The 26,111-nt window shown below is 44.2% G+C and carries 22 protein-coding genes; 5 read left to right on the top strand and 17 right to left on the bottom strand.

What is annotated here, in order from left to right; translation table 11 throughout:
- Positions 1-5: 5 nt before the first annotated feature.
- From ptsG to yceD, 14 genes are all read right to left on the bottom strand, one after another.
- Positions 6-1,436 (bottom strand): PTS glucose transporter subunit IIBC, encoded by a 1,431-nt coding sequence (gene ptsG / locus AACV32_RS00125; protein ID WP_013856413.1) that lies wholly within the window; start codon positions 1,434-1,436, stop codon positions 6-8.
- A gap of 427 nt (positions 1,437-1,863) precedes the next feature.
- The gene (locus AACV32_RS00130; protein ID WP_017049100.1) at positions 1,864-2,649 is read right to left on the bottom strand and encodes a TatD family hydrolase; all 786 of its coding nucleotides are present in this window, start codon (positions 2,647-2,649) and stop codon (positions 1,864-1,866) included.
- A complete protein-coding gene (holB, locus tag AACV32_RS00135; RefSeq protein WP_017049101.1) occupies positions 2,640-3,626 on the bottom strand; it encodes a DNA polymerase III subunit delta' in 987 nt (328 codons plus the stop codon). Before holB ends, AACV32_RS00130 begins: the two co-directional genes overlap by 10 nt.
- A 9-nt stretch (positions 3,627-3,635) precedes the next feature.
- Positions 3,636-4,280, bottom strand: a complete 645-nt coding sequence (tmk, locus tag AACV32_RS00140) for a dTMP kinase (protein WP_017049102.1) — start codon at positions 4,278-4,280, stop codon at positions 3,636-3,638.
- Positions 4,277-5,293, bottom strand: a complete 1,017-nt coding sequence (gene mltG / locus AACV32_RS00145) for an endolytic transglycosylase MltG (RefSeq protein ID WP_017049103.1) — start codon at positions 5,291-5,293, stop codon at positions 4,277-4,279. Before mltG ends, tmk begins: the two co-directional genes overlap by 4 nt.
- The gene (pabC, locus tag AACV32_RS00150; protein ID WP_017049104.1) at positions 5,290-6,087 is read right to left on the bottom strand and encodes an aminodeoxychorismate lyase; all 798 of its coding nucleotides are present in this window, start codon (positions 6,085-6,087) and stop codon (positions 5,290-5,292) included. Before pabC ends, mltG begins: the two co-directional genes overlap by 4 nt.
- 77 nt (positions 6,088-6,164) lie before the next feature.
- Positions 6,165-7,409, bottom strand: a complete 1,245-nt coding sequence (gene fabF / locus AACV32_RS00155) for a beta-ketoacyl-ACP synthase II (protein WP_026028275.1) — start codon at positions 7,407-7,409, stop codon at positions 6,165-6,167.
- A gap of 90 nt (positions 7,410-7,499) precedes the next feature.
- Positions 7,500-7,733, bottom strand: a complete 234-nt coding sequence (acpP, locus tag AACV32_RS00160; RefSeq protein WP_014204679.1) for an acyl carrier protein — start codon at positions 7,731-7,733, stop codon at positions 7,500-7,502.
- 234 nt (positions 7,734-7,967) lie between these two features.
- Positions 7,968-8,702, bottom strand: a complete 735-nt coding sequence (gene fabG, locus AACV32_RS00165) for a 3-oxoacyl-ACP reductase FabG (RefSeq protein WP_026027249.1) — start codon at positions 8,700-8,702, stop codon at positions 7,968-7,970.
- A 19-nt stretch (positions 8,703-8,721) separates the two neighbouring features.
- Positions 8,722-9,645, bottom strand: a complete 924-nt coding sequence (gene fabD / locus AACV32_RS00170) for an ACP S-malonyltransferase (RefSeq protein ID WP_017048547.1) — start codon at positions 9,643-9,645, stop codon at positions 8,722-8,724.
- A gap of 63 nt (positions 9,646-9,708) precedes the next feature.
- Positions 9,709-10,659, bottom strand: coding sequence for a beta-ketoacyl-ACP synthase III (locus AACV32_RS00175; protein WP_010319117.1), 951 nt, complete (start codon positions 10,657-10,659; stop codon positions 9,709-9,711).
- 5 nt (positions 10,660-10,664) lie between these two features.
- Positions 10,665-11,690 (bottom strand): phosphate acyltransferase PlsX, encoded by a 1,026-nt coding sequence (gene plsX, locus AACV32_RS00180; RefSeq protein WP_017042562.1) that lies wholly within the window; start codon positions 11,688-11,690, stop codon positions 10,665-10,667.
- A 9-nt stretch (positions 11,691-11,699) separates the two neighbouring features.
- Positions 11,700-11,870, bottom strand: coding sequence for a 50S ribosomal protein L32 (gene rpmF / locus AACV32_RS00185; protein WP_010319119.1), 171 nt, complete (start codon positions 11,868-11,870; stop codon positions 11,700-11,702).
- A gap of 33 nt (positions 11,871-11,903) precedes the next feature.
- Positions 11,904-12,428, bottom strand: coding sequence for a 23S rRNA accumulation protein YceD (yceD, locus tag AACV32_RS00190; RefSeq protein WP_010319120.1), 525 nt, complete (start codon positions 12,426-12,428; stop codon positions 11,904-11,906).
- A gap of 146 nt (positions 12,429-12,574) precedes the next feature.
- On the opposite strand from yceD, the gene AACV32_RS00195 reads away from it, so the two are divergent.
- The gene (locus AACV32_RS00195; protein WP_170895542.1) at positions 12,575-13,159 is read left to right on the top strand and encodes a Maf family protein; all 585 of its coding nucleotides are present in this window, start codon (positions 12,575-12,577) and stop codon (positions 13,157-13,159) included.
- Positions 13,160-13,265: 106 nt separating this feature from the next.
- Here AACV32_RS00195 and rluC read toward each other — a convergent pair whose 3' ends face one another.
- Complete coding sequence (rluC, locus tag AACV32_RS00200) at positions 13,266-14,213, bottom strand: 23S rRNA pseudouridine(955/2504/2580) synthase RluC (RefSeq protein ID WP_170895543.1); 948 nt, start codon at positions 14,211-14,213, stop codon at positions 13,266-13,268.
- Between the two features lie 615 nt (positions 14,214-14,828).
- On the opposite strand from rluC, the gene rne reads away from it, so the two are divergent.
- The gene (gene rne / locus AACV32_RS00205) at positions 14,829-17,915 is read left to right on the top strand and encodes a ribonuclease E (protein ID WP_017045253.1); all 3,087 of its coding nucleotides are present in this window, start codon (positions 14,829-14,831) and stop codon (positions 17,913-17,915) included.
- Between the two features lie 122 nt (positions 17,916-18,037).
- Positions 18,038-18,913 carry a DMT family transporter gene (locus AACV32_RS00210; RefSeq protein WP_064625727.1) on the top strand — a complete coding sequence of 292 codons (876 nt, stop codon included), beginning with the start codon at positions 18,038-18,040 and terminating at the stop codon, positions 18,911-18,913.
- A gap of 129 nt (positions 18,914-19,042) precedes the next feature.
- On the opposite strand, the gene adhE is transcribed toward AACV32_RS00210, so the two are convergent.
- Positions 19,043-21,715 (bottom strand): bifunctional acetaldehyde-CoA/alcohol dehydrogenase, encoded by a 2,673-nt coding sequence (gene adhE / locus AACV32_RS00215; protein ID WP_013856398.1) that lies wholly within the window; start codon positions 21,713-21,715, stop codon positions 19,043-19,045.
- Positions 21,716-22,344: 629 nt separating this feature from the next.
- Between adhE and AACV32_RS00220 the strand changes: the two genes are divergently transcribed.
- On the top strand, positions 22,345-22,983 hold the full coding sequence (locus AACV32_RS00220) for a YchE family NAAT transporter (RefSeq protein ID WP_010318853.1): 639 nt from the start codon (positions 22,345-22,347) through the stop codon (positions 22,981-22,983).
- 122 nt (positions 22,984-23,105) lie between these two features.
- Here the strand turns inward: AACV32_RS00220 and asd are convergent, their stop codons facing one another.
- Positions 23,106-24,236 carry an aspartate-semialdehyde dehydrogenase gene (asd, locus tag AACV32_RS00225; protein WP_026028395.1) on the bottom strand — a complete coding sequence of 377 codons (1,131 nt, stop codon included), beginning with the start codon at positions 24,234-24,236 and terminating at the stop codon, positions 23,106-23,108.
- A 422-nt stretch (positions 24,237-24,658) separates the two neighbouring features.
- Between asd and nhaC the strand changes: the two genes are divergently transcribed.
- Positions 24,659-26,095: a Na+/H+ antiporter NhaC gene (nhaC, locus tag AACV32_RS00230; protein ID WP_017048541.1), complete on the top strand. Its 1,437-nt coding sequence runs from the start codon at positions 24,659-24,661 to the stop codon at positions 26,093-26,095.
- The last annotated feature ends 16 nt before the right edge of the window (positions 26,096-26,111 follow it).

A 26,111-nucleotide genomic window follows, 5' to 3' on the forward strand; every position in this document is an offset into this window, starting at 1 on the left:
ATGAATTAACCGTGATTACGGATCCACTCATCCATTTCAGTTTTAAGGTTGTCAGACTTAGTACCAAAGATAGCTTGAACGCCACCCGATACAACAACAACACCCGCAGCACCAAGCTGTTTCAATTTCTCTTGGTTTACTGCTTCTGTTTTAGCAACAGAAACACGTAGACGAGTAATACATGCATCTAGGTTAGTGATGTTTTCTTTACCACCAAAGGCCGCAACAAGTTCACCAGCTAACTCACTGCCTGTAGCAGAAGAAGCTTCTTCAGATTCATCTTCACGACCTGGAGTTTTCAGGTTCATCGTACGGATAACGAAAGTAAACACGACATAGTATAGAACTGCATAAGCAATACCTAGACCAACCAATAGCAACATGTTTTCAGCACGAGGAGATTGAACAACAAAGTCAATGAAACCGTTCGAGAACGTGTGACCGTGAACAACACCTAGAGCGTTAGTCAATACATAAGCAAGACCAGCTAGCAAAGCATGAACAACATAAAGTACTGGAGCGATGAATAGGAACGAGAACTCAATAGGTTCTGTGATACCCGTTAGGAATGAAGTCAATGCAGCTGACGCCATTATACCCATTACTTTGGCACGGTTTTCTGGTTTAGCACTGTGTGCAATTGCAATTGCTGCAGCTGGAAGACCGAACATTTTGAATAGGTAGCCACCCGCTAGTTGACCGAAACCGTTACCTGCAGCGCGAGACGCATCATCAGCAGTCAAGAAACAAGTCATGATACCGTGAACGGTAGTACCTGCATTGTTGGTACATGTACCTGCTTCATAGAAGAAAGGCACGTTCCAGATGTGGTGAAGACCAAATGGAATCAATGAACGCTCAACAACACCGTAGATACCAAATGCGGTTACTGGGTTTTGGTTAGCAGCCCAATCAGAGAATGTTGCGATAGCTGAACCTACAGGAGGCCAAATGATAGATAAAACAATACCTAGAGCAATCGCAAGGAAACCCGTAATGATTGGTACTGCACGTTTACCCGCGAAGAAGCCAAGATATTCAGGAAGTTGAATTTTGTAAAAACGATTGAATGCCCAAGCAGCAACACCACCTGCAAGGATACCACCAAGAACGCCTGTCTCGATGTTATCAACACCCATTACGACTGCCATTACTTTTAGCGTCGCAACCATGATGCCATAGCCAACAATTGCTGACAGGCCTGAAACACCATCGTTATTCGTGAAGCCTAATGCTACACCTACTGCAAAGAGTAGTGCCATTTGACCAAAAACCGAACCACCAGCTTGTTCCATTAAATGTGAAACAACTTCTGGTAGCCAGCTAAAGTTCGCTGCACCCACACCAAGCAAAATACCCGCAACTGGTAAAACTGATACTGGAAGCATCAGAGCCTTACCAACTTTCTGCAGGTTTGCAAAAAGGTTTTTAAACATGTTTATGCTCCTGATTAAGTTATTAGAATTGTTTGGGTTCTAACGGCACACCCCCGTAGCCTAAATGTTAGCACCCAATGAAAATGTAACCACATATCGCATTATATTTTTCGCCTCTAAATATATCTTGATGCCACTCAAACTTTCTAGTTAGTAACGAAATTTTGTTTCAAAACAATAGACCGATCACAATGCGGGAGGGTGTAAACACTGCCAATCAATTAATATAACTCCATGTTTTATAATGACATTGTTAACAATACCATTAATTTCACAGAGTGAATAAAATTAGCGCACTTGTTATTTTTAGTAACAAAATTACAATTTTAACTTTCAAGCTTATTTTTTCAACAGATTAAGTAAACAAGGTAATAAGTTGTTAATTATCACGCTAACTTGATAAAAAATGCCGTCTTACACGCATTTCTCACGACAATTCAACTTTCCGTCGCAAAAAAAGATTTTGGTAATTTTCGGTCGTTTTTTCTTCAATTACTTTTAATGACAGACTTTTTAGCTGTGCAATATAAGCAGCAACCTCAACAACGTAGGCTGGCTGATTTTGCTGACCACGGTGTGGAACCGGCGCAAGATAAGGGGAATCAGTTTCAATCAGCAAGCGTTCCAAGGGCAGCGCCTTCACAACTTCTTTCAATTCTGTCGCTTGTCTAAACGTGACAATTCCTGAGATAGAAATATAAAAGCCAAGCTCCATAGCGGCTTGTGCAAAGGCAAGATCTTCAGTAAAACAATGGATAACACCACCGCACCTTTCTGCCCCACCATCACGGAGCATTTCAAGAGTATCAGCCCGGGCATTTCGTGTATGAATAATCAAAGGTTTGTTAAGGGCAACGGCGGTTTCAATGTGCTGTGAAAACCGTAACTTCTGTAACTCAGCCGTTTCCGGCTGATAGTGATAATCTAGCCCCGTTTCGCCAATCGCCACCACTTTGGGATGACTCGCGTATTGATGGAAGCGGGTCAATTCAAAATGACTTTCAACGTCAAGTGGATGAACACCACAAGAAGCATGAACATTATCAAAGGGCTGAATAAGCTCTAACATTGGTTCAAAAGAATCCAGCGTTACGCCAACAGAAAGCAATTGCTTAACATTGGCTTGACGAGCTTTTTCTACTACATCAGCAACATCGATATGGAGCGTATCGTAATCAAGTTTATCTAAGTGGCAGTGCGAATCTACAAACATGTTTTCTCATCATTAAAGTTAAATAGCCAATCGCTGATCAGTAGCTCGCTATTGAGCCCACTAAACGTCTTTAGTTCTTCCATTAAACGAGTTAATGCCTTGGTTTGGCGATAAAGTACTGGGTAGCTGATCTGTTTTGCTAATCGAAGGCTAATAGGAAGCTGCTGCTGTTCAACCACGCCAAATTGTACCTTTTGCGTATCGGTCAACATGGTCCACAACCAAGCCAAATATTGGGTAGGCGCCTCATTAATCTGCTTCACACAAGCGGAAATATCGGCACTGGCATCGGTTAAGCAATGAGCAATATTTTGCTCAAAAGCCTGATATTTTGCTAACTCTCCCGATTGAATAAACGCCAACGTATTTAGTGGTGAATAACCATTTAAATGCGCCGCATAAGGAGGGACAGGTTGCGATGTCTGTTCACTTAACCAATGCGAGACTTGTTCACTGCTCGGTGGTGTCAGCACCGTTTTTTGACAGCGACTGATAATGGTTGGGAGTAATGGGTTGATACGAGAGGCGACAAGTAAGAAAAAACAATTGCGCCCCGGAGCTTCTAACGTTTTGAGCAGTGCATTCGCTGCTGATTCATTCATGGAATCGGCGGGATTAATAACGATAAAACGAGCACCAGAAAGCTGCGCCGATTCTTGAGCCAACTTATTGCATTGCCTAATTTGATCAACGGTAATCGCCTTCCCCTCTTTTTCAGGCGAGATCAGATGAAAATCAGGGTGACTACCAGACTTCATCAATTCGCAGCTATGACAAAACCCACACGCTTCTGAATGGCTATGAGAACACATCACTGCTGCACTCAACTTCTCAATGAGCCGTTCAGCGCCCAGCCCTGAGGGAGAAACGAGTAAGCTCGCCGCAGGGAACTGCTGGTTATTGAGGCTGGTTTGCCACTGAAGCCAATAGCCTGCTAACCAAGGATACAGATCATTTATCATCAATTTGTTACTCAATGTTTAGCCCTAGTTTCTCTCTAGCATATTGGTTTCTAGAAACTGGTTTAACGCTGCTTTGATAGAGAATGCCACCGCTTCTATTGTTTGTTCAGCATTAATCACGACCACGCTTTTATCTTCCTTAGCTAGGGCAAGGTAACGTTCACGCGTGCGCTCAAAAAAACCAATATCCATTTTTTCGATACGATCAAGCTCACCTCGGCCTCTTGCTCTTTCTAAACCGATGCTCGGATCTAGGTCCAAATAGAGAGTAAAATCTGGCTTAAAATCACCTAGCGTTACCTTTTTAAGGTTTTGCATCGTTTCTAGCGGAATTTGCCTCCCACCACCTTGGTAGGCTTGAGAGGACATATCATGGCGATCACCAACCACCCACGAACCAGCCGCAAGTGCAGGCTTAATCACATTTTCAACCAATTGAACACGAGCGGCGTACATTAATAACAGCTCAGTCATATCCTGAAGCACTTCACCTTCATGCTCTTCTTTGACTAAGGCGCGCATTTTTTCTGCTAAAACAGTCCCGCCCGGCTCACGAGTATGAGTGATATTTGTCACGCCGAACTCAATAAGTGTTTCTCTAATGGATTGAATAGCAGTGCTTTTTCCTGCGCCTTCTAAACCTTCTACAACAATAAATTTAGCATTCATGACTGGGTTCTTAACTGTTTTAAATAAGCGCGAACAGCGCGATTATGTTCATTCAATGTTTTAGAAAAAACGTGTCCACCAGAGCCACTGGCAACAAAATACAAATAATTGCTCTGCTCTGGGTTTAATGCCGCTTTGATTGAGGCTTCCCCCGCCATCGCAATAGGCGTAGGAGGTAAACCAAAAATAGTATAAGTATTAAATGGCGTCGGTGTTCTTAAGTCTTTTTTACGAAGATTACCATCGTAGGCATCGCCAAGCCCGTAAATGACCGTAGGATCAGTCTGTAGCCGCATCCGTTTATTGAGTCGATTGACAAAAACGGAGGCAATGCGCCCTCGCTCTGAAGCAATAGCCGTTTCCTTTTCAATAATTGACGCCAAAATCAACGCTTCATAAGGCGTTTTAATTGGCAGATTTGGCTGGCGATTGGCCCAATGTTGATCGAGTATTTTCTCAAGACGTCTATTGGCCCTTTTTAGGATCTCAAGATCGGTCGTTCCAAAAGGGAAATGATAAGTCTCCGCTAGAAACAGTCCTTCAAGCTTTTGCTGCTCAATACCTAATTTTTGGGCAATGTCGGCTTCTGCCAAATCAGCTATCGTGTTTGTCACGCCTTCAGTTTGTGCAAGCAGAGCTCGCCACTCATTAAAGCGGCTCCCTTCGACAAAGGTAATAGAGAACTGATGCTCTTTACCGGATATCACGTCACTTAAGAGATCGATCAATCGATCTCCGGGTTGTACTTGGTAAGTTCCCGCCTTAATTTTGGTTATTTCAGGATGCAGACGTCGTACTAACTTGTACATCGAAAAATCCGTTATCCATTTTTTCTCATTCAATAGCGTTAATACGCCATTAAGGCTTGTACCTGATTTTATGGTCACGACTTGCGATGAAGGAAGCGATAGAGGCTGTTCTAAATAAGCATCTACCTGTCGCTCAATGTAGAAATATCCAGCTCCAACGGCGATAATGATCAGTAGTAATACAACGAGAATTCGATTAATCACGAGTTAAAACGCTCCTGAAAATAGCGTGTTATTTTACCAATAGGGAAAATCGTATTTGCAATTGCCGTGACAGGCGCAACGCCTAATAAGGAGTTAGTAATAAACACTTCATCTGCCGACAATAACTCTTCTAATGAGAATGCTCTCACCTCAACCTTGAGATCGGTAGCCGCCGCCAATAATACACGACGAATAACCCCAGCTACGCCTGCATTGTCTAAGCTTGGCGTACATAACCTATCCCCTGACACCCAAAAAATATTTGCAACCGTAGTTTCTATGACATGCTCATTGATGTCTAGCGCGATGCCGTCAGCGTACCCTTTTGCATCCATCTCTGACTTCAATAAAACTTGTTCTAGTCGATTGTTATGTTTGTGACCCGCCAATAATGGCGAGAGTCCCATCCGCTGTTGGCATACACCAAGCTCGATACCATCGGCTATCCACTGACCATAATGGGCTGGATACTCAAAGGTACTGATAGTGACTTGAGAATCGCCAACGTTAGCAGAGCTATAACCCCGACCACCTTGTCCGCGGCTAATATGAATTTTCACACCGGATTTTGCGGTACTAGGAACGATCGTTGAGAGCCAATGTTCAACTTGCTGCCAATCAGGGGCGGGAATAGCTAAACACCGCAAACAAGATTCCATGCGTTCAACGTGCATATCCCAATATTGAAGCTCACCAGCGCAAACGAGAATCGTTGTGAAGCAACCATCCCCATACTGAAAAGAGCGATCAGTAAGAGATAGAGTGTCACTAGGTTGTCCATTTACCCAAAACATCGTGCTTACCCCACAAAAAGAAACGGCTCAATGCTAAGCATCAAGCCGTTCAAACTCAAGTGTCACAACCACAATCATTAGATTTTTTTGAAAATCAACGAGCCGTTTGTACCACCAAAACCAAAAGAGTTACAGATCGCATATTCCATACCTTCCACTTTGCGGGCAGTGTGTGGAACAAGATCAATGCCTAAACCTTCTTCTGGATCATCAAGGTTAATGGTTGGTGGAACAATTTGGTCAACTAATGACATAACGGTGATAATGGCTTCAACAGAACCAGCCGCGCCTAGCAAATGACCAGTCATAGATTTAGTAGAAGAGACAAGAACTTGTTTCGAACCTTCTTCACCTAAAGCGCGCTTAACACCTTTAATTTCCGCAACATCACCAGCTGGAGTCGAAGTACCATGCGCGTTGACGTAACCGATTTGAGTACCTGTTACGCCCGCATCACGCATCGCGGCTTCCATCGCTAACGCACCGCCTGAACCGTCTTCGCTTGGTGAAGTCATGTGATAAGCATCACCAGACATACCAAAGCCAACTAACTCAGCGTAAATCTTCGCACCGCGTGCTTTAGCATGTTCATATTCTTCAAGAACCATAACACCCGCACCATCGCCTAGAACAAAGCCATCACGGCCCTTGTCCCAAGGACGAGACGCTTTTTGCGGTTCATCATTACGCGTAGACAATGCTTTTGCTGCGCCAAAACCCGCCATGCCAAGTGGTGTCGATGCTTTTTCTGCACCACCCGCCACCATCGCATCGGCATCACCGTATGCAATCATACGTGCCGCATGGCCAATGTTATGTAAACCTGTTGTGCATGCGGTAGAAATAGCGATATTTGGACCACGAAGACCACGCATGATAGACAAGTTGCCTGAAACCATGTTGACAATCGTTGAGGGTACAAAGAACGGGCTCACTTTACGTGGGCCTTTTTCTACCAAGGCATGATGGCCAGTTTCAATCAAATCAAGACCACCAATACCAGAGCCGATAGCAACACCGATTCTTGGGGCATTTTCTGGAGTTACTGTGATACCAGAATCATTAAGTGCTTGGATACCCGCCGCAATACCGTACTGGATAAAGAGATCCATCTTACGGGCATCTTTTTTAGACATATACTCTTCGCAGTTAAAGTCTTTGACTAGACCTGCAAAACGAGTTGAAAAATTGGTGGTATCAAAATGTTCGATATTAACGATACCGCTTTGACCAGCTAGCAGGGCTTTCCAAGAAGATTCTACAGTGTTGCCTACCGGTGACAACATACCCATGCCAGTGACAACGACACGACGCTTGGACACGATCATATTCTCCGGAGTTGAAAAGTTCTATGAGAGGTATAGAAGAGTTAGAAAAACTCAGGCGGCCAGAGGGCCGCCTGGGGAGAGATATTACTGAGCGCTGTTTACGTAGTCGATTGCAGCTTGAACAGTAGTGATCTTCTCAGCTTCTTCATCTGGAATTTCAGTATCGAATTCTTCTTCTAGAGCCATTACTAGCTCAACTGTATCTAGAGAATCAGCACCTAGATCTTCTACGAAAGAAGCTTCATTCTTTACTTCTGCTTCGTCTACACCTAGCTGTTCAACAATGATTTTCTTTACGCGTTCTTCGATGTTGCTCATGTTTTCTTTTCCTTTACAGATTTCGCCTAATGCGATGGTTCCGTAGTTTATTCTAACTAGGGAAAGTTGCAAGTGGGTCATTGCTGGTCAAACCACAATTTTACCGATTTTAACCGAAATTAAGACCATTTTTGACTTAAATCATGCACAAATGTTGCGCATATAGTTAGCAAGTTTTACACGTTGTTGACAATAGCAAAGCCTTTATTTCATCAATAACGTTCAAAAACCAGCTTATACCATGTACATCCCGCCATTTACGTGCAAAGTTTCACCCGTAATGTAGGCAGCCTCTGGAGAAGCTAAAAATACCACTGCCGACGCAATTTCGCGTGGATCGCCTAAGCGGCCAGCTGGCACTTGGGCTAGTGTAGCAGTACGTTGGTCATCATTCAGCGCTTTTGTCATATCTGTTTCGATAAAACCTGGCGCAACTGTGTTAACCGTCACACCACGAGATGCAACTTCGCGAGCCATCGACTTAGTAAAGCCAATTACGCCCGCTTTTGCCGCTGCGTAGTTGGTTTGACCAGCGTTACCCATAGTACCGACCACAGAGCCCACATTGATGATGCGACCATTGCGCTTTTTCATCATGCCACGTAGCACCGCTTTCGATAAGCGGAAGATAGACGTTAAATTGGTATCAATAATATCTGACCATTCATCATCTTTCATGCGCATTAATAGATTATCACGAGTAATCCCGGCGTTATTCACCAGAATATCGATCACGCCAAACTCGTCATTGATGGTTTTCAGCGTCGCTGCGATAGATTCCACATCCGTCACGTTCAGCGCTAGGCCTTTACCATTATTACCAAGATATTCACTGATTGCCGCTGCACCGCTTTCGCTAGTAGCCGTGCCGATCACTGTTGCACCGCGTTCAACTAATAATTCAGCGATCGCTCGGCCAATACCACGGCTTGCGCCAGTCACGAGAGCAATTTTGCCTTCTAGGTTCATCATCTATTCTTTCCTTTGATTACTTAACGGCATCAAGTGAAGCAATGTCATTCACTGCTGCTGATTCAAGCGATTTAATAATGCGCTTAGTCAGGCCTGTCAAAACTTTGCCTGGGCCAACTTCAAGCAGCTTTTCTATGCCTTGCTCACTCATCAACTGTACACATTCCGTCCAACGAACAGGGCTGTATAGTTGACGAACTAACGCATCTTTAATTTTGGCCGGATCAATTTCTGCTATTACATCCACATTGTTGATAACCGGAATTTGTGGTGCATGAAATTCAATCGATTGTAATGCAACCGCTAACTTGTCTGCTGCTGGCTTCATTAAAGCACAGTGAGAAGGAACAGAAACTGGCAATGGCAGCGCGCGCTTTGCTCCGGCCTCTTTACATAACTGACCCGCACGTTCAACTGCATCTTTATTGCCTGCGATGACAACTTGGCCTGGCGAGTTAAAGTTAACCGGTGAAACCACTTCACCTTGAGCTGCTTCTTCACACGCTTTTGCTATCAGCTCATCATCAAGACCGATAATAGCCGACATCGCGCCTACGCCTGCCGGAACGGCTTCTTGCATTAACTGACCGCGCAGCTCTACTAATTTGATGGCTTGCTTAAAGTCAACTACACCAGCACACACCAGTGCGGAATACTCACCCAAGCTATGGCCTGCAAGCAAGGCTGGCTGATCTAAACCTAGGCTTTGCCATAGCCGCCAAAGGGCAACAGAAGAAGCGAGTAATGCCGGTTGAGTACGAGAGGTTTGGTTAAGATCTTCTACTGGGCCATTTTGTACCAATGCCCATAAATCATAACCCAGCACTTCAGAAGCTTCGGCAAATGTCTGTTGAATGACATCATACTGCTGACCAAGTTCTGCAAGCATACCAACTGATTGCGAGCCTTGACCTGGAAATACGATAGCAAACTTGCTCATTGTTTGTTTCCTTAAGTAAAAACAAGAGGTTGAACCAACCCCTTAAAATAAAAATCTATCCGCTTAAAACTTAACGAGTGCCGAGCCCCAAGTAAAACCACCACCGAAGGCTTCAAGCAATAACGTTTGACCACGTTGAATTCGACCATCTCGTACGGCTTCATCGAGCGCGGTTGGGACGGTAGCAGCAGACGTATTACCATGGCGATCAAGCGTTATTACGACTTGGTCAAGTGACATCGATAGTTTTTTCGCGGTCGCGGAAATAATGCGATAGTTAGCTTGATGAGGCACTAACCAATCTAATTCTGATTTGTGCATGTTATTGGCAGCAAGCGTATCTTTAACAAGCTTAGAGAGTTGCGTCACTGCCACTTTAAAGACTTCATTACCCGCCATATAAAGCCATTTATCAGCATCACCACCACGCTCTGGAACAGGTAAACTCAAGAGCTCGCCAAACTCACCATCAGAATAGATATGAGTCGACAAAATTCCTGGCTCTTCACTTGCACCAATAATGACAGCGCCTGCGCCATCACCAAATAAAATGATTGTCGAGCGGTCTGTTGGATCGCAGGTTTTAGACAAGGCATCAGCACCAATGACAAGAATGTTTTTACACATACCCGATTTGATGTGTTGATCTGCAATCGATAATCCATAGACAAAACCTGAACAAGCCGCCGCTAAATCAAAAGCAGGACATCCTTTGATGCCAAGCTTACCTTGCACCTGGCATGCCGCCGAAGGAAATGCATGGCTACTGCTGGTTGTTGCAACAATAATCAGATCAATATCGTTTTTATCAATGCCGGCCATTTGAATGGCATTTTGCGCTGCATAGAAAGCCATATCCGCAACGGTTTCATTCTCCGCGCAAATGCGGCGCTCACGAATACCAGTACGGGCAATAATCCACTCATCGCTTGTCTCTACCATTTTCTCTAAATCTGCGTTGGTACGCACCTGAGATGGCAAGTAGCTGCCAGTACCTAAAATTTTGCTATACATGAAGACTAATAATGCCTCTCGAGTAAAACCGCTTCCAAACGATCGCTTATACGGCTGGGGACTTGTCGTTTGACCTCGTGTACCGCTTCGGAAATCGCATTCACGACGGCGAGTACATCAGCACTTCCATGACTTTTTATGACAATGCCGCGCAATCCTAACAAACTTGCGCCGTTATACTGGTCGGGGTTCAATGTTTTTAGTTCAGTAAATAATGAAGAAAACAGTTTTCGTGCAATCCAACCCTTTATGGATGAGCCCAAAAGTTGGCTTTTTAACTTATCAATAAAGAGTTGTGCTGTGCCTTCACATGCTTTCAGGCAAACATTACCGACGAAACCATCGCAAACAATCACATCAGCGACATCATCCAACAACTGATTACCTTCGATATAGCCGATATAGTTGACGGCCTGAGTTTGATTCAGCATTTCAGCGCAACGCTTCACTAAATCATTCCCTTTAATCTCTTCCGCACCAATATTAAGGATGGCAACTTTTGCAGAGCGGCCTAAATGCTGTTCGGCTAGCGCACTCCCCATGACAGCAAATTGAAACAGAGAATCTGCATCACTTGATACGTTCGCACCCAAATCCAGCATCCAAGTGCGTTGACCTGAAGCCGTCGGCAACGCTGAAACTAATGCAGGACGATCAATGCCGGGCAGCAATTTCAGACGAAAACGAGATAACGCCATGAGCGCACCTGTATTACCACCACTGACACAAGCATCAGCACGGCTATCAGAAACTAGGTCAATTGCGATGCCCATTGAACTTCCAGCACTATTGCGTAAGGCCAGAGAAGGTTTTTCGGAGTTAGAAATAACGCGGTCACTGTGCAAAATACTCAAGCGAGTATTAAGTTCATAACCTAATTGAGATAATTGATGTGTGATCAACACTTGATCACCAACGAGGATCACTTTGAGCTCTGGGAAATGCGACAGTGCCTGCACGGCGGCAGGCACTGTTACGCGAGGACCGAAATCCCCGCCCATTGCATCAAGTGCAACGGTTAAATATTGCAAAGGTCAACCTTACTTGCTGATAACCTTTTTGCCACGGTAATAACCGTCAGCAGTCATGTTGTGACGTAGGTGAGTTTCACCTGAAGTCGCATCTACAGATAGTGCAGATGTAGTTAGCGCATCATGTGAACGACGCATGCCACGACGTGCGCGTGATTTTTTGCTCTTTTGTACGGCCATTGACCCTACTCCTTTGTCTTAACCTATAACGAATTATCGTTTTAAGTTTTTTAAAACATCAAATGGATTCGGCTTTTCTTCCGCTAGTTCTTCTGGAAGTTCACCAAATACTAAATTGTCTGAATTAACGCTACATTCCGCTCTATCGTGCATTGCTACTTGTGGCAAATTAATGATGAACTCGTCTTCAACTAATTGTACAAGGTCGATCTCACCGTACTCATTCGGATCTACCAAATCGTACTCTTCCGGTGCGTCTTCATCCGTTTTACTCCCCAAGTAAGGAGTATACTTGAATTGGACTTCGCACTCATGTGCGAAAACCTTGTTACAGCGTTGACACTCTAAATCGACAGAGATGTTAGCTTTACCAGAGATAACAACTAGTCGCTGTTCATCAAGCCCAAATGACAATGAGACTTGTGCGTCGCGTTTAACGCCTGCGACTGATTCTTCTAAACGCTTAAAAAGACTGAGTTGGATGATACCATCACAATCAAGTCGTTTTTGAGCTGCTTTAGCCGGATCAATCGATCGCGGTATTTTTACCTTTTGCATAGGGCGCGAATATTATCTTCCAAATCGGTTTTAGTCAAAGAAAAAGGCAAAAAAGTTCGTTTTTCCCCCTTTCCACTGAGAGAATTATGTACAGCATGTCTGATTGATATATGCTGCGGTAAAATTCGCAGCAATTCTAAATCAAAATGCAAAATTACCAACTAGTTTTAGCATCTACTTCGCCGTTTCGGCAGCAATTACTTAAAAAGCTGGATCTACCTTTTGTTACCTGCTCGCCTAATTGCGACGAAACTCCGTTACCTGGTGAGCCCGCACAAGATCTGGTGACTCGTTTAGCGGAAACGAAAGCAAGATCTTGCCATCCAAACCAACCCAGTTTAGTCATCGGTTCTGATCAAGTTTGCGTGATTGACGGTGAGATTATTGGCAAACCTCATACTCAAGAACAAGCCATTAAGCAGTTACTCAAACAAAGTGGAAAAGCCATCACTTTTTATACTGGGCTTGCGGTTTACAACTCCGTCTCTGGCCAATGCATGGTCACCGTAGAACCCTTCACGGTTCATTTTCGCTCTTTATCTACCGAGATGGTGACGGCTTACGTGGCAAAAGAACAGCCACTACAGTGCGCAGGCAGCTTTATGTGTGAGGGCCTAGGCATTGCACTTTTTGAACGTTTAGAAGGTGATGACCCTAATAGCTTGGTTGGGCTACCATTAATTAAGCTAGTCTCAATGCTTGAGTCTCAAGGTATTACCGTTTTAGGATAATGATTAACAGTGAGCGCCTTGATCCGCGCTCACTTTTATACCATGACTTCGACCATTACTTTATGTTTCTACTATGTTGCTACTCGTTAGCAAATGAAAGCTGGCCTTAAGCGTTTCTCAATTTGACTAATGCTTGCTCTAGTTGAGTATCGAGTGGTGCATTAATGTCCATTAACGCCTCTGTCGAAGGGTGAATAAAACGAATATTGGCCGCGTGTAAGAATAATCGGTCAATGCCAAACTGTGCGGTATATGCGTCAAAACGGCGGTCACCATAACGATCATCCCACGCAATCGGGTGCCCTGTATACTGAGTATGAACGCGGATCTGATGAGTACGGCCAGTGATCGGACTGGCTTGCACCAAAGTTGCTTGTGCAAACTGTTCAAGGATCTTAAAGCGCGTTTCCGATGCTTTACCGTTTGGATTGACTCGCACAATGCTGTTCACATCATTTTTCAATAGTGGCGCATTCACGACTTTACAGCTGCTTTTCCATTGCCCCATAACTAAAGCAAAGTAATATTTTTGAATCGTTTTTTCTCTAAACTGGGCTTGGAGATGGCGCAACGCGGAGCGTTTTTTAGCCACTAATAAAATGCCCGACGTATCGCGATCGATACGGTGCACCAATTCCAAAAAGCGAGCTTCTGGGCGCAATGCACGTAGCGCTTCAATTGCGCCAAATTTCAAACCACTCCCACCATGAACAGCCGTACCGGAAGGTTTATTCAGAATAAGTAAGTGCTCATCCTCAAAAATAATGCAGTGTTCTAGCTCAGCGACTTTACTCAATTTGGTATTGGGTGTGTTGCTCTCTTGATCCGACTGTTCGAGAGTCACTGGTGGTATTCTCACCACATCACCAGCCGATAACTTATATTCTGCTTTGATGCGTTTTTTATTTACACGAACCTCTCCTTTGCGCAGGATTCGGTAAACCATACTTTTGGGAACGTTTTTTAATTGGTTACGCAAAAAATTGTCAATGCGTTGACCAGCCATATCTTCATCGATATCGATGAGCTGGACTTGGGTTCTAATTTCACTCATGGGCGCCATTGTACCACTGTAAATTGTTTAAATTCACATTTTCTTCGCCCCAAAAAAGAATATTTTCATCTGCTGTTTAATGGCAAATTGGCGAGAATTACACCAATTGAAATGTGACTGTGGATAAAATTAAATATTACCCATTACAATTCTTACTTTAACAACTAAAACTCTTTGATAAACATTAAATTAGCCATCTAACTTTTAGACCTATTCTCATTTTTTTGACCTGTTCATAACAAAGCAGATTGCTGTGTTTACCTGTCACTGCTATAGTTCACAGCTGCAATGAATGATTCGGTGATTTTTTATTCTTTACCGTCCATTTTTGAGCAAAATAGTGAGTAGACTGCTAAGCGTCAATGTGCTGCACATGGCGTAAGACACTATTGAGCGAAGCTATCTTGTTGCTCTACTCATCGTCATTTCATGTTGAGTATTTTCCGCCAATACGCGGATCGCAGGCAATCGTGTGCGTGCGATAACTGAAGTGCCCTAGAGCATCCCCTCCAGCCGGGAGGCTGCACCTTTTAGTCATGGGATCTGGCACCGTGAAAGCGAAACCCAGCAACAAGTCCAATAATCAAAACTAAAGAAAGATAACGAGATTTTTAAATGAAAAGAATGCTAATTAACGCAACTCAAAAAGAAGAGTTGCGTGTCGCGCTGGTTGATGGCCAACGACTTTTTGATCTAGACATCGAAAGTCCAGGGCATGAATCTAAAAAGGCGAACATCTATAAAGGACGTATCACCCGTGTTGAACCTAGTTTAGAAGCTGCATTTGTTGATTACGGCGCTGAACGTCACGGTTTCCTTCCTCTCAAAGAAATTGCCCGCGAATACTTCCCTGATGGCTACACTTACCAAGGCCGTCCAAACATCAAAGAAGCGCTTAAAGAAGGCCAAGAAGTTATTGTCCAAGTTGAAAAGGAAGAACGAGGCAGCAAAGGCGCTGCGTTGACCACTTTCATTTCTCTTGCTGGTAGCTACCTAGTTCTTATGCCAAACAATCCTCGTGCCGGTGGTATTTCACGCCGTATCGAAGGCGATGAGCGTACCGAATTAAAAACCGCATTGAGCAGTTTAGAGCTTCCTCAAGGCATGGGCCTTATCGTTCGCACTGCAGGTGTGGGCAAAAGTGCGGAAGAGCTAGAGTGGGACTTAAACGTTTTGCTCAATCACTGGAGCGCAATCAAACAGGCTTCAGATTTGCGTCCTGCACCGCTACTTATTCACCAAGAGAGCAACGTCATTGTACGCGCAATTCGTGATTATCTGCGTCGTGACATTGGTGAAATTCTAATTGATAGCAACACAATTTATGAACGTGCCCTTGAGCACATTCGTTTGGTGCGTCCTGATTTCGTGAGTCGTGTAAAAAAATACGACGGTGAAGTACCCCTATTTAGCCATTACCAAATTGAAAGCCAAATCGAATCGGCTTTCCAGCGTGAAGTGCGTTTGCCTTCTGGTGGCTCTATTGTTATCGACCCAACCGAAGCATTGACCTCAATTGATATCAACTCTGCTCGTGCAACAAAAGGCGGCGATATTGAAGAGACGGCGCTTAACACCAACTTAGAAGCAGCCGATGAAATTGCTCGCCAATTACGTCTGCGCGATTTGGGCGGATTAGTGGTTATCGATTTCATCGATATGACTCCTGTTCGTCACCAACGTGAAGTAGAAAACCGTTTACGCGATGCCGTACGCCTAGATCGTGCTCGCGTACAAATTGGCCGAATTTCACGTTTTGGCTTGTTAGAAATGTCGCGTCAGCGCTTGAGCCCATCACTTGCCGAAGCAAGTCACCATATCTGCCCACGCTGCTCTGGTACCGGAGTGGTTCGTGATAATGAATCTCTTGCGCTCTCTGTTTTACGTCTCATTGAAGAAGAAGCACTAAAAGATAATACCGCTCAAGTTATGGCGGTGGTTCCCGTTCCTATTGCATCTTATCTACTCAATGAAAAACGTCGCTCAATCAATCATATTGAACGCATTCAAGAAGTCGAGATCACCATTGTCCCTAACTCTGAAATGGAAACGCCTCATTTTGAAGTGATCCGTGTCCGTGAAGGGGAAGAGCAAGAAATACTCTCTTACTTAGTGCCAATGAAACTAGAAGCACTGAAAGAAGCAGAAGGCAAAGAAAGCTCAGATATCGATTTCAAACCAAAACGCATTGAAGAACCAGCGTTGAAAGGGTTTGCTGCTCCAGCACAAACTATTCCAGCTCCAACACCTAAAGCAGAGGTAGCGGTTCCAGTCAAAGAGATCGCTGTTGAACCAGGCAAACCAGGTCTATTTGGCCGCATCGTTAAAGCTCTTGGTAGCATCTTCTCAACCACCACGGAAGAGGTGAAAACTGAGGAAGAGCAACAAAAACAAGAAAACGAACGTAGCCAAGCACCACGCCAGCGTCGTGATCGAAATGACCAACGTCGTCGTAACGGACGCGGTGAAAATGTTAATCGCGACAACGCAAACCGTGACAGAAACAAACGTAAACCTGTCAATACCTCTGCTCTTGTTGAAGAAACACAAGACAAAGAAATTGTTGCTACCAACGAGCCTCGTAAGACACAAGCTCGCAAGCCAAAACAAGAGCGCCGCAACAAGCGTGATGACAGCAAATCTGAAAAGTTAGCGGAGCAAGGGCTACAACTTGCGGCTGAAGCACAAGCCGTTACCTTGACAGCGAATGAAGATAAAACGGAAGAGAAAACGGCAAAAGTCAAAGAACGCCGTCAACGCCGTAAGTTAAACAAACAAGTTCGTGTAAAAGATCAGACAATCGCTCAAGAACAACCAGAAGCTGAAATGTTGATCAATACAACCCCGGCAGCAGAGGTTATTGAAGCCGTAAAAGCTGAAACAGCACAATCTGTTGAGACATCGGTCGTTACACCAAACGACGACAATGAGAATGACGATCAAAATCAACGTCGCAATCGCCGCTCCCCTCGTCATTTACGAGCCAGTGGTCAACGTCGACGCCGTGGTCGTGATCGTCGCCCTAACCCATTCCGTTTACGCAAAGGTGGGGTTGCCTCTCCTGAGATGGCAATGGGTAAAGTGATGCCTCGTTATGACCTCTCTAAACCAGTGTATCAAGCACCGGTAACAGAGCAAGTCGCAGCGGTTGAACCTGTTCAACAAGTGGCAGATGTCGTAGATAACAATACCGAGATAACGTTAGGTGGTTTTGCTTTCCCTGAAATGGCAATGGGTAAGGTCATTATTCGCCACGAAGAGAACCTGAGCGTCGTTGAAGAACCTGTTACAGTCTCTTTGCAGGACGCTATTGAACCTCAAGTACCATCGGCAGTGGTAACAGAATCGGTTTCAGTCACAGAATCGGTCACTGTAGAAGCCGTTATTTCGGAGCCAGTGATCGCAGAAGTTGTTATTGAAAAGACTACCGCTATTGAGCTCGTTGTCGAAGAAAAAGCCACGACAGAGAAAGTACCAGCATTGAAGGTTGAAGCAGTAACTAAGGCACCTGAAGCCGTATTACCTAAAACAATCAAAGCGCATGCATTCTCTCCGATGACCAAAGCCTCAGGCTCTTTGTTGCTCAAAGAGATTGAAATCGTATCAGCACCTTTCCATGCTGAACGAATTGCAACTCGTGCAGCAGGCAGCCAGTCAGCGCAAAGTCAAGCTGGTGCGGCAATGACTAAACCACAGTATTAATCTCTGAACCGAGTTTAAATACCATTAAAGGGCTGCGAATGCAGCCCTTTTTATATTCCGCTTGCCCAATATCTCTGCATCTCATAGCATGGCCTCTTTCTTGTCACTCAAAATGGACTTCCATGACTTGGATCTTATTCACCCTTCTGGCCGCGTTCATGCAATCTTGGCGCAATGCATTCCAAAGTCGCTTAGCAACTGAGGTCAGTACTACTGGTGTTACCCTTGCCCGCTTTCTTTGGGCTGGCCCTATCGCGGCTCTCTATCTCATCACTTTGTATCATTTCATACCCGCGAAATTACCTACATTGTCATTGACCTTTATCGCTTTCATTATCGGCGCGTCATTGATGCAAATCGTCGCGACTGCGCTCATGGTTAAGCTTTTTAAATTAAATAACTATGCCGTAGGTGCTGGGCTAGCCAAAAGCGAAGCCTTAGTTGCCGCTATTTTAGGAATGATTTTTTTTGGGACTCATTTGACAGGCTTGGGCTGGATTGGCGTCATCGTTGGTGGCATTGGTGTATTTTTGATGAGCACGCACGGCAATATTAAGCAGCTTTCAATGCCAACTGTTTTACTGGGATTAAGTTGTGGTAGTGCCTTTGCGCTCACTTCATTGTGGGTACGTGAAGCCAGTTTAGCGCTTGGCTTACCCTTTCCACACAGTGCTGCTTGGGTATTATTGTTGGTCATTTCACTGCAGACTTTATTACTGCTAATTTACCTAATGGTGACCGACAACAACTCATTAAAACAATTATGGGTAAGACCTAAGCTAACGCTATTAACCAGCACAAGTAGCTGTCTTGGTTCTATTGGTTGGTTCAGTGCAATGTCTCTTCAAACCGTACCTTATGTAAAAACTTTAGGCCAAATTGAGATCTTTTTTACGATGTTAATTTCTATTTTTTGGCTAAAACAATCGGTGAAAATTAAAGATGGGCTGGGGCTTGTTCTAATCGCAATTGCCGCTATTTTAGTCATGTGGGGATAAATCCCATCCACGCTTTGATGATGAAGTTACTCGAGCAAAAAAGCAAAAAAAGCCTCACCAGACGGTGAGGCTTTATCTTTTCCCGATAGAGATTGTTTCGTGCTAGCGAAAATCTCTCAATAACTCAGCTTACTTTTTCTTTGCTGGTTTTTGGTCATCTTTCTTCTTGATAACGGTAGTGCCTTCGAAAGTTTCACCTTCAACAAACGCTGTACCATAGTAAGCCGCAAGAAGTACTTCTTTTAGCTCAGAAATCAGTGGGTAGCGTGGGTTTGCACCAGTACATTGGTCATCAAACGCTTCAACTGATAGCACGTCAACTTTTGCGAGGAAATCCGCTTCATTCACGCCAGCCGCTTGGATAGATAGCGGGATGTCGAGATCTTTCTTCAGCTCTTCCAACCAAGTCAGTAGACGTTCAATCTTCTGAGCAGTACGGTCGCCCGCTTGGCTCAAGCCTAAGTGGTCAGCCACTTCAGCGTAACGACGGCGTGCTTGTGGACGGTCGTATTGAGAGAACGCAGTTTGTTTGGTTGGGTTATCATTCGCGTTATAGCGCACAACGTTAGAGATAAGCAATGCGTTAGCAAGGCCGTGCGGGATGTGGAACTCAGCACCGATCTTGTGCGCCATAGAGTGACATACACCTAAGAACGCGTTAGCAAAAGCAATACCTGCGATAGTCGCTGCATTGTGCACTTTTTCACGAGCAATTGGGTCTGCTGCGCCATTTTTGTAGCTTGATGGTAGGTACTCTTTCAGCATCTTAAGTGCTTGTAGAGCTTGACCATCAGAGTATTCGTTCGCAAGAACAGATACATAGGCTTCAAGAGCGTGAGTCACAGCATCGTAACCACCAAATGCCGTTAGAGACTTAGGCATATTCATCACAAGGTTCGCATCAACGATAGCCATGTTAGGTGTTAGCTCATAATCCGCTAGTGGGTATTTAGCACCTGTTTTGTCGTCTGTTACAACGGCAAATGGTGTGACTTCTGAACCTGTACCTGAAGTAGTCGTGATACAAACCAATTCTGCTTTTTGACCCATTTTAGGGAACTTGTAGATACGTTTACGGATATCCATAAAGCGCATTGCAAGCTCTTCAAAGTGAGTTTCTGGGTGCTCATACATAACCCACATGATCTTCGCCGCATCCATTGGTGAACCACCACCAAGTGCTAGAATCACGTCTGGTTGGAAACTCTTCATTGCTTCAGCGCCTTTCTCTACGACAGATAGAGTTGGATCAGCTTCTACATCAAAGAATGTTTGAACTTCCATACCGTTTGACTTCAGCAGAGTCACTACGTCGTCTGCATAACCGTTGTTGAATAGGAAACGGTCAGTAACTAGGAATGCGCGTTTTTTGCCTTCAAGATCGCTCATAGCGATTGGAAGGCTACCACGACGGAAGTAAATTGACTTAGGTAGTTTATGCCACAACATGTTTTCAGCTCGCTTCGCAACAGTTTTCTTGTTGATTAGGTGCTTAGGACCTACGTTCTCAGAAATTGAGTTACCACCCCAAGAACCACAACCTAGCGTTAGAGATGGTGCAACGTTAAAGTTGTAAAGGTCACCAATACCACCATGAGTGGTTGGGATGTTTACAAGAATACGCGCCGTCTTCATTTTGTCACCAAAGTAACGGATACGGTCTGCATTAACGTCTTGGTTAGTGTATAGACCAGAAGTGTGGCCGATACCGCCGATTTCTACCATTCTTACGGCTTGTTCTACCGCGTTCTCGAAAGAAGTCGCACGGAACATGCCAAGTGTTGGAGAAAGTTTTTCATGTGCGAATTCATCGTCATAAGAAACTTCGCCAATACCTTCACCGACAAGGATTTTAGTATCTGCTGGAACTTTAACGCCCGCCATTTCAGCGATGGCTGTTGCTGGTTGGCCTACGATTTTCGCGTTTAGTGCGCCATCGATAAGCAGTACCTTACGTACTTTGTCTGCGTCTGCTTTACTTAAAACATGCGCTTTATGGCTCGCGAAACGTTCTTTTACTTCGTCATACACTTCGTCCATAACGATAACCGCTTGCTCAGAAGCACATACCACACCGTTATCGAATGTTTTAGACATAAGAACAGAAGCAACTGCACGTTTGATGTCTGCCGTTTCGTCGATTACAACTGGAACGTTACCTGCACCTACACCGATTGCTGGTTTACCTGACGAGTAAGCCGCTTTCACCATGCCAGGACCACCTGTTGCAAGGATAAGTGCAATACCTTCGTGCTTCATTAGCGCGTTAGATAGCTCAACTGAAGGTTGATCAATCCAGCCGATGATATCTTTTGGCGCGCCAGCTGCAACTGCTGCATCTAACACGAGTTTAGCTGCATCGTTAGTTGAATTTTTCGCACGTGGGTGTGGCGAGAAGATGATACCGTTACGAGTCTTCAAAGAGATGAGAGATTTGAAGATTGCAGTAGAAGTAGGGTTAGTGGTTGGAACGATACCGCAGATGATGCCTACAGGCTCAGCGATAGTCATCGTGCCTAGGTTTTTATCTTCTTCAAGAATGCCACACGTTTTTTCGTCTTTGTATTTGTTGTAGATGAACTCAGACGCAAAGTGGTTCTTGATTACTTTATCCTCAACAATACCCATGCCTGATTCCGCTACCGCTTGTTGCGCTAGAGGGATACGAGCTTGGTTAGCTGCTAATGATGCTGCGCGGAAAATTTTATCTACTTGCTCTTGAGAGTAAGTAGAGAATTCTGCTTGAGCCGCTTTAACGCGCGCTACTAGAGCATCAAGTTCAGCTAAATTAGTTACAGGCATAATGGATCTCCTAAAAATAGAAAAATGTTAAAAACTCTTTATTAAGTTTGCAGCTTTGTGTTTTTGTTTTTTCTCAACAGCTTAAACAATGACAGACTTAGTAAATTGCTTTCAGGACTGAGTATAATATTTCAGAGTGTGAAAAAAATTGACTCAGATCAGTTCTCAAAAACTAATTACCCAATTAGGGGTAACCACCCTACAAAATCGCCCACAAGACACTGAAAACAAACAAAAAACATATAGATAATTAAATGAATAAAAAACATTTACTTAAACAACGAAAACTATAAAAACTACAACAATCTGTAAAAAAGTTTCATTTTTGAGCGATAGATGAATGAACACACCTCATTTTACGTGCTACTGAGAGTATATCGACTCTCACTTTTACCACCAGCTAGGAGCACTAATTTTATTAAAAATGTGCAGATGTTAACAGTTGAGCAAAAAACAACACCACTCACATACATTAGAAAAACAATTGTAAAACGTTTTCTTCATTGAATTAGTTTTTCTCAGCAATAAAACCCCAATCGCTTTAGTTTTTTTCATTCGTGCTATCCTTTGCTTTCGCTTACATTAGCCACGTAATATTTCATCGAAATGATCCATTAGAGATAAATGCCATGCAAACCTTTGAGTTAGCCATTTTCCTGCAGTTTTTCTTAGGCCTTGTAGCCGCTGTGAACCCCGTGGGGATTATGCCAATATTTGTCTCTCTCACTGGGCATATGACGCAAGAAGAGAAACACAAAACGGCGGCTACAGCGAATATTGCTGTGGCAATAATTTTGATTACCGCACTGCTTGCTGGGCAGATGTTACTGGATATGTTTAGTATCTCTTTAGATTCGTTTCGAGTAGCTGGTGGCCTATTGCTGCTGAGCATCGCGTTTTCGATGATGAGCGGTAAATTGGGTGAAGATAAACAAAACAAACAAGAGAAATCTGAATACATTAGCCGTGAACAAATTGGGGTTGTGCCACTCGCTATGCCTTTAATGGCAGGACCGGGTGCCATCAGTTCAACCATAGTGTATGGCTCTCGCTACCCAAGCATGTTCGATACCGTGGGTATTATAATCACTGTGGTGTTATTTAGTTTAAGCTCTTGGCTGCTGTTTCGCTCAGCGCCCTATATTGTCCGCTTCTTAGGTCAAACGGGTATCAACGTGATTACGCGGATCATGGGTTTGATACTCGGCGCACTCGGTATTGAGTTTATTGCCAATGGGCTCAGAAATTTATTTCCTGGCCTTGCATAACCGCGGTTAACATCGTCACTGTTACTACAGACAAAAAGCATAAAAACATAAAAAAAAGGGCGCTTTGCATAAAGCGCCCTTTTTGTATTTTTACTCAGGTAGTTTTAAACCGAGATCCATCTTTACTGTTTTTCAGCCAGAATGATCCGCAAAGTACGGCGAAGCGGCTCAGCAGCTCCCCACAATAATTGGTCACCCACCGTAAACGCATTTAAGAAATCATCACCCATAGACATTTTACGCAAACGTCCTACGGGAACTGACAAGGTGCCAGTGACTTTGGCAGGGCTCAATTCACGTGCGGTAATATCGCGCTCGTTTGGAATAACTTTCACCCAATCATTGTGCGTAGCGATCATCTCTTCGATTTCATCAAGCGGAACATTTTTCTTCAGCTTGATGGTTAATGCTTGTGAGTGGCAGCGCATTGCGCCAATACGAACACAGGTTCCATCAATCGGGATCGGTGACGATTGAAGTCCCAGAATTTTATTAGCTTCAACGCCCGCTTTCCACTCTTCTTTGCTTTGACCATTGTCGCGTTTGACGTCAATCCAAGGGATTAATGAACCCGCTAGTGGTGCACCAAACTGCTCGGTAGGAAAAGAAGGTGATCGCATGGTTTCAGCCACTTTTCTGTCGATGTCAAGAATTGAGCTCGATGGATTAGCCAATTCAGAGCTCACCGCATCGTTAATTACTCCCATTTGCGAGATCAACTCGCGCATATTTTGAGCGCCAGCACCCGAAGCTGCTTGGTAGGTCATTGCGCTCATCCACTCGACCAAACCTTTCTCATAAAGGCCGCCTAATGCCATAAGCATTAAACTGACTGTGCAGTTACCGCCAACAAAGGTATTGGTTCCTGAATGGATGCCGTGCTGAATTTGTGTCAAGTTGACCGGATCTAAAGTGATGATTGATTGTTTATCCATCCGTAAGGTAGATGCAGCATCAATCCAGTAACCTTTCCAACCCGCTTGACGCAGCGCTGGGTACATTTTTTCAGTGTAGCTACCACCTTGACAGGTGATGATGGCATCTAATTGTTTGAGGCTATCAATATCGTAAGCATCTTGCAGTAACCCTGTATGATGATTGCCTTTCTTAGAAGGCACCGTTGGGGCAGGAATACCAATTTGAGATGTGCTAAAGAAAACCGGTTCGATCAAGTCAAAGTCATTTTCTTCAACCATACGCTGCATCAGTACAGAACCGACCATACCACGCCAACCCACTAAACCTACTCTCATCGCGCTCACTCTCCATGTATCTAAAATGAAAATTTATTGCTCCATCTATAAGTGGTTCAGCATAAAATCTCAAGACTTTCTTAGTAAAAGTGGTAACTTTTTCTTTCTGCGTAGCCAGTTTTGTAAAAAACACATTTAAGCCTAAAAATCACTCAACCGCACTATGATTCAGCATTCAATAATCAACGAAACGCTAAATAATCACGTTCTTGTTACACAAAAAGCCCACACTACAAAACATTTACAACCACTAAATTTAACTATTATCAACATTTAACATCGAGGATTAACCATTTGAACGACATAAATCACATCCGAGGTGTTTGATGTCGATATATTATGCTAACTATTGTAAAGTGCGATCGAACTCAATAAGGGCACCGTTCTGTCCTTAGATCATAAATCTGACAAGAGGCTCTTTTATGACGCAAGCCCCTCAACGCCTACCTAGCTTAATTCAAGTAATTATTGCTCTAGGCTTGTTTTTGTTACTCGCGTTTTCGTTTACAGCTCAACTCGATCTCCCTATCCAACTGGCCTTATACATTGGCTGGTTCATCATTATTGTGCTCGGTGTTCGTTTAGGTCACCAATATAAAGAATTAGAAAAAGCAGCACTGAATGGTATTTCTAATGGTTTAGGTGCCGTGTTGATACTTTTAGCTGTTGGCGCATTAGTTGGTACTTGGATCTCCGGCGGGATCGTGCCGACCATAATTTACTACGGTCTTCAAGCAATCCATCCTTCTATTTTCCTTCTTGCAACGATGATCATCTGTTCTCTCACCGCTTTAGCAACTGGAACCTCATGGGGGGCAGCTGGTACCGCGGGGATTGCCATGATGGGGATTGGTCAGGGTCTTGGCGTTCCAGCACCAATCACCGCTGGCGCAGTACTTTCAGGTTGTTACTTTGGTGACAAAATGTCGCCATTATCTGATTCCGTTATTCTGGCGTCTTCGATGTCTAACGTTGAAGTGATGGAGCACATTAAAGGTATGCTGCCGATAGCGCTTATCAGCTACGTGATCACGGGTATCATGTTTACCTTATTTGGTTTCCACTATGCGGGTAACGTAGACATGTCTCAAGTACAAAGCGTGATTGAGGCGATGGAACAGCAGTTTTACATTACCCCATACTCTTTTGTGCCAGTGCTGATTGTACTCGGCTTGCTTGCGATGAGAATGCCTTCGTTTCCTGTAATTAGCTTTGGTTCATTGCTGGGCATCATTTGGGCTGTGATGATCCAAGACGTAGACTTCTTGCAAGCTTTCAATACCGCATGGGCACCTTACAATATTGAATCTGGCGTTGGCTTCATTGACTCAATCTTAAACCGAGGCGGCATGTCCTCTATGCTTGGTTCTGTAGCCGTGATTGTCTTTGGTCTCGGGTTTGGTGGATTGCTAGATAAAGTGGGTGTGCTTGAAACCATCGCAAAACTATTTGAGCGCCGCGTGACAAGCGCAGGTTCACTGGCAACCAGTACCATTGGTACTGCATTTATGGGCAACGTTTTTGGCTCAGCTATGTATGTTTCACTCATCCTGACCCCTAAAATCTGTGCCAAGAACTATGACCGTTTAGGCTATCAGCGTAAGAACCTATCACGTAACGCTGAATTTGGTGGCACACTCACCTCCGGTATGGTGCCATGGAGCGATAATGGCATCTACATGGCGAGCATTCTAGGCGTTGCAACGCTCTCATATGCCCCCTTTATGTGGCTAAGCTTTGTCTGTATTTTGGTGACCATTTTTACCTCTTACATGGGTTGGTTTGTTGATAAATGTGAACCTACTGCACCAGCCGACAGTGCTGAACAAGCACCGGTTCTCAACCAACAGTCAGCCTAGCAGAGTATTGCAAAGG

Origin of the sequence: Vibrio sp. B7 (genome assembly GCF_963888765.1) — a bacterium.
Taxonomy (GTDB): domain Bacteria; phylum Pseudomonadota; class Gammaproteobacteria; order Enterobacterales; family Vibrionaceae; genus Vibrio; species Vibrio anguillarum.

Excerpts from the sequence above, each read along its gene's own strand:
- rne (WP_017045253.1), top strand. The coding sequence starts at position 14,829 with ATGAAAAGAATGCTAATTAACGCAACTCAAAAAGAAGAGTTGCGTGTC.
- rluC (WP_170895543.1), bottom strand. The coding sequence starts at position 14,213 with ATGAGTGAAATTAGAACCCAAGTCCAGCTCATCGATATCGATGAAGAT.
- nhaC (WP_017048541.1), top strand. The coding sequence starts at position 24,659 with ATGACGCAAGCCCCTCAACGCCTACCTAGCTTAATTCAAGTAATTATT.
- AACV32_RS00210 (WP_064625727.1), top strand. The coding sequence starts at position 18,038 with ATGACTTGGATCTTATTCACCCTTCTGGCCGCGTTCATGCAATCTTGG.
- rpmF (WP_010319119.1), bottom strand. The coding sequence starts at position 11,870 with ATGGCCGTACAAAAGAGCAAAAAATCACGCGCACGTCGTGGCATGCGT.
- asd (WP_026028395.1), bottom strand. The coding sequence starts at position 24,236 with ATGAGAGTAGGTTTAGTGGGTTGGCGTGGTATGGTCGGTTCTGTACTG.
- adhE (WP_013856398.1), bottom strand. The coding sequence starts at position 21,715 with ATGCCTGTAACTAATTTAGCTGAACTTGATGCTCTAGTAGCGCGCGTT.
- AACV32_RS00175 (WP_010319117.1), bottom strand. The coding sequence starts at position 10,659 with ATGTATAGCAAAATTTTAGGTACTGGCAGCTACTTGCCATCTCAGGTG.
- pabC (WP_017049104.1), bottom strand. The coding sequence starts at position 6,087 with ATGTTTTGGGTAAATGGACAACCTAGTGACACTCTATCTCTTACTGAT.
- AACV32_RS00195 (WP_170895542.1), top strand. The coding sequence starts at position 12,575 with ATGCAAAATTACCAACTAGTTTTAGCATCTACTTCGCCGTTTCGGCAG.
- yceD (WP_010319120.1), bottom strand. The coding sequence starts at position 12,428 with ATGCAAAAGGTAAAAATACCGCGATCGATTGATCCGGCTAAAGCAGCT.
- fabG (WP_026027249.1), bottom strand. The coding sequence starts at position 8,702 with ATGAACCTAGAAGGCAAAATTGCTCTCGTGACTGGCGCAAGCCGTGGT.
- fabD (WP_017048547.1), bottom strand. The coding sequence starts at position 9,645 with ATGAGCAAGTTTGCTATCGTATTTCCAGGTCAAGGCTCGCAATCAGTT.
- ptsG (WP_013856413.1), bottom strand. The coding sequence starts at position 1,436 with ATGTTTAAAAACCTTTTTGCAAACCTGCAGAAAGTTGGTAAGGCTCTG.
- tmk (WP_017049102.1), bottom strand. The coding sequence starts at position 4,280 with ATGAATGCTAAATTTATTGTTGTAGAAGGTTTAGAAGGCGCAGGAAAA.
- AACV32_RS00130 (WP_017049100.1), bottom strand. The coding sequence starts at position 2,649 with ATGTTTGTAGATTCGCACTGCCACTTAGATAAACTTGATTACGATACG.
- acpP (WP_014204679.1), bottom strand. The coding sequence starts at position 7,733 with ATGAGCAACATCGAAGAACGCGTAAAGAAAATCATTGTTGAACAGCTA.
- AACV32_RS00220 (WP_010318853.1), top strand. The coding sequence starts at position 22,345 with ATGCAAACCTTTGAGTTAGCCATTTTCCTGCAGTTTTTCTTAGGCCTT.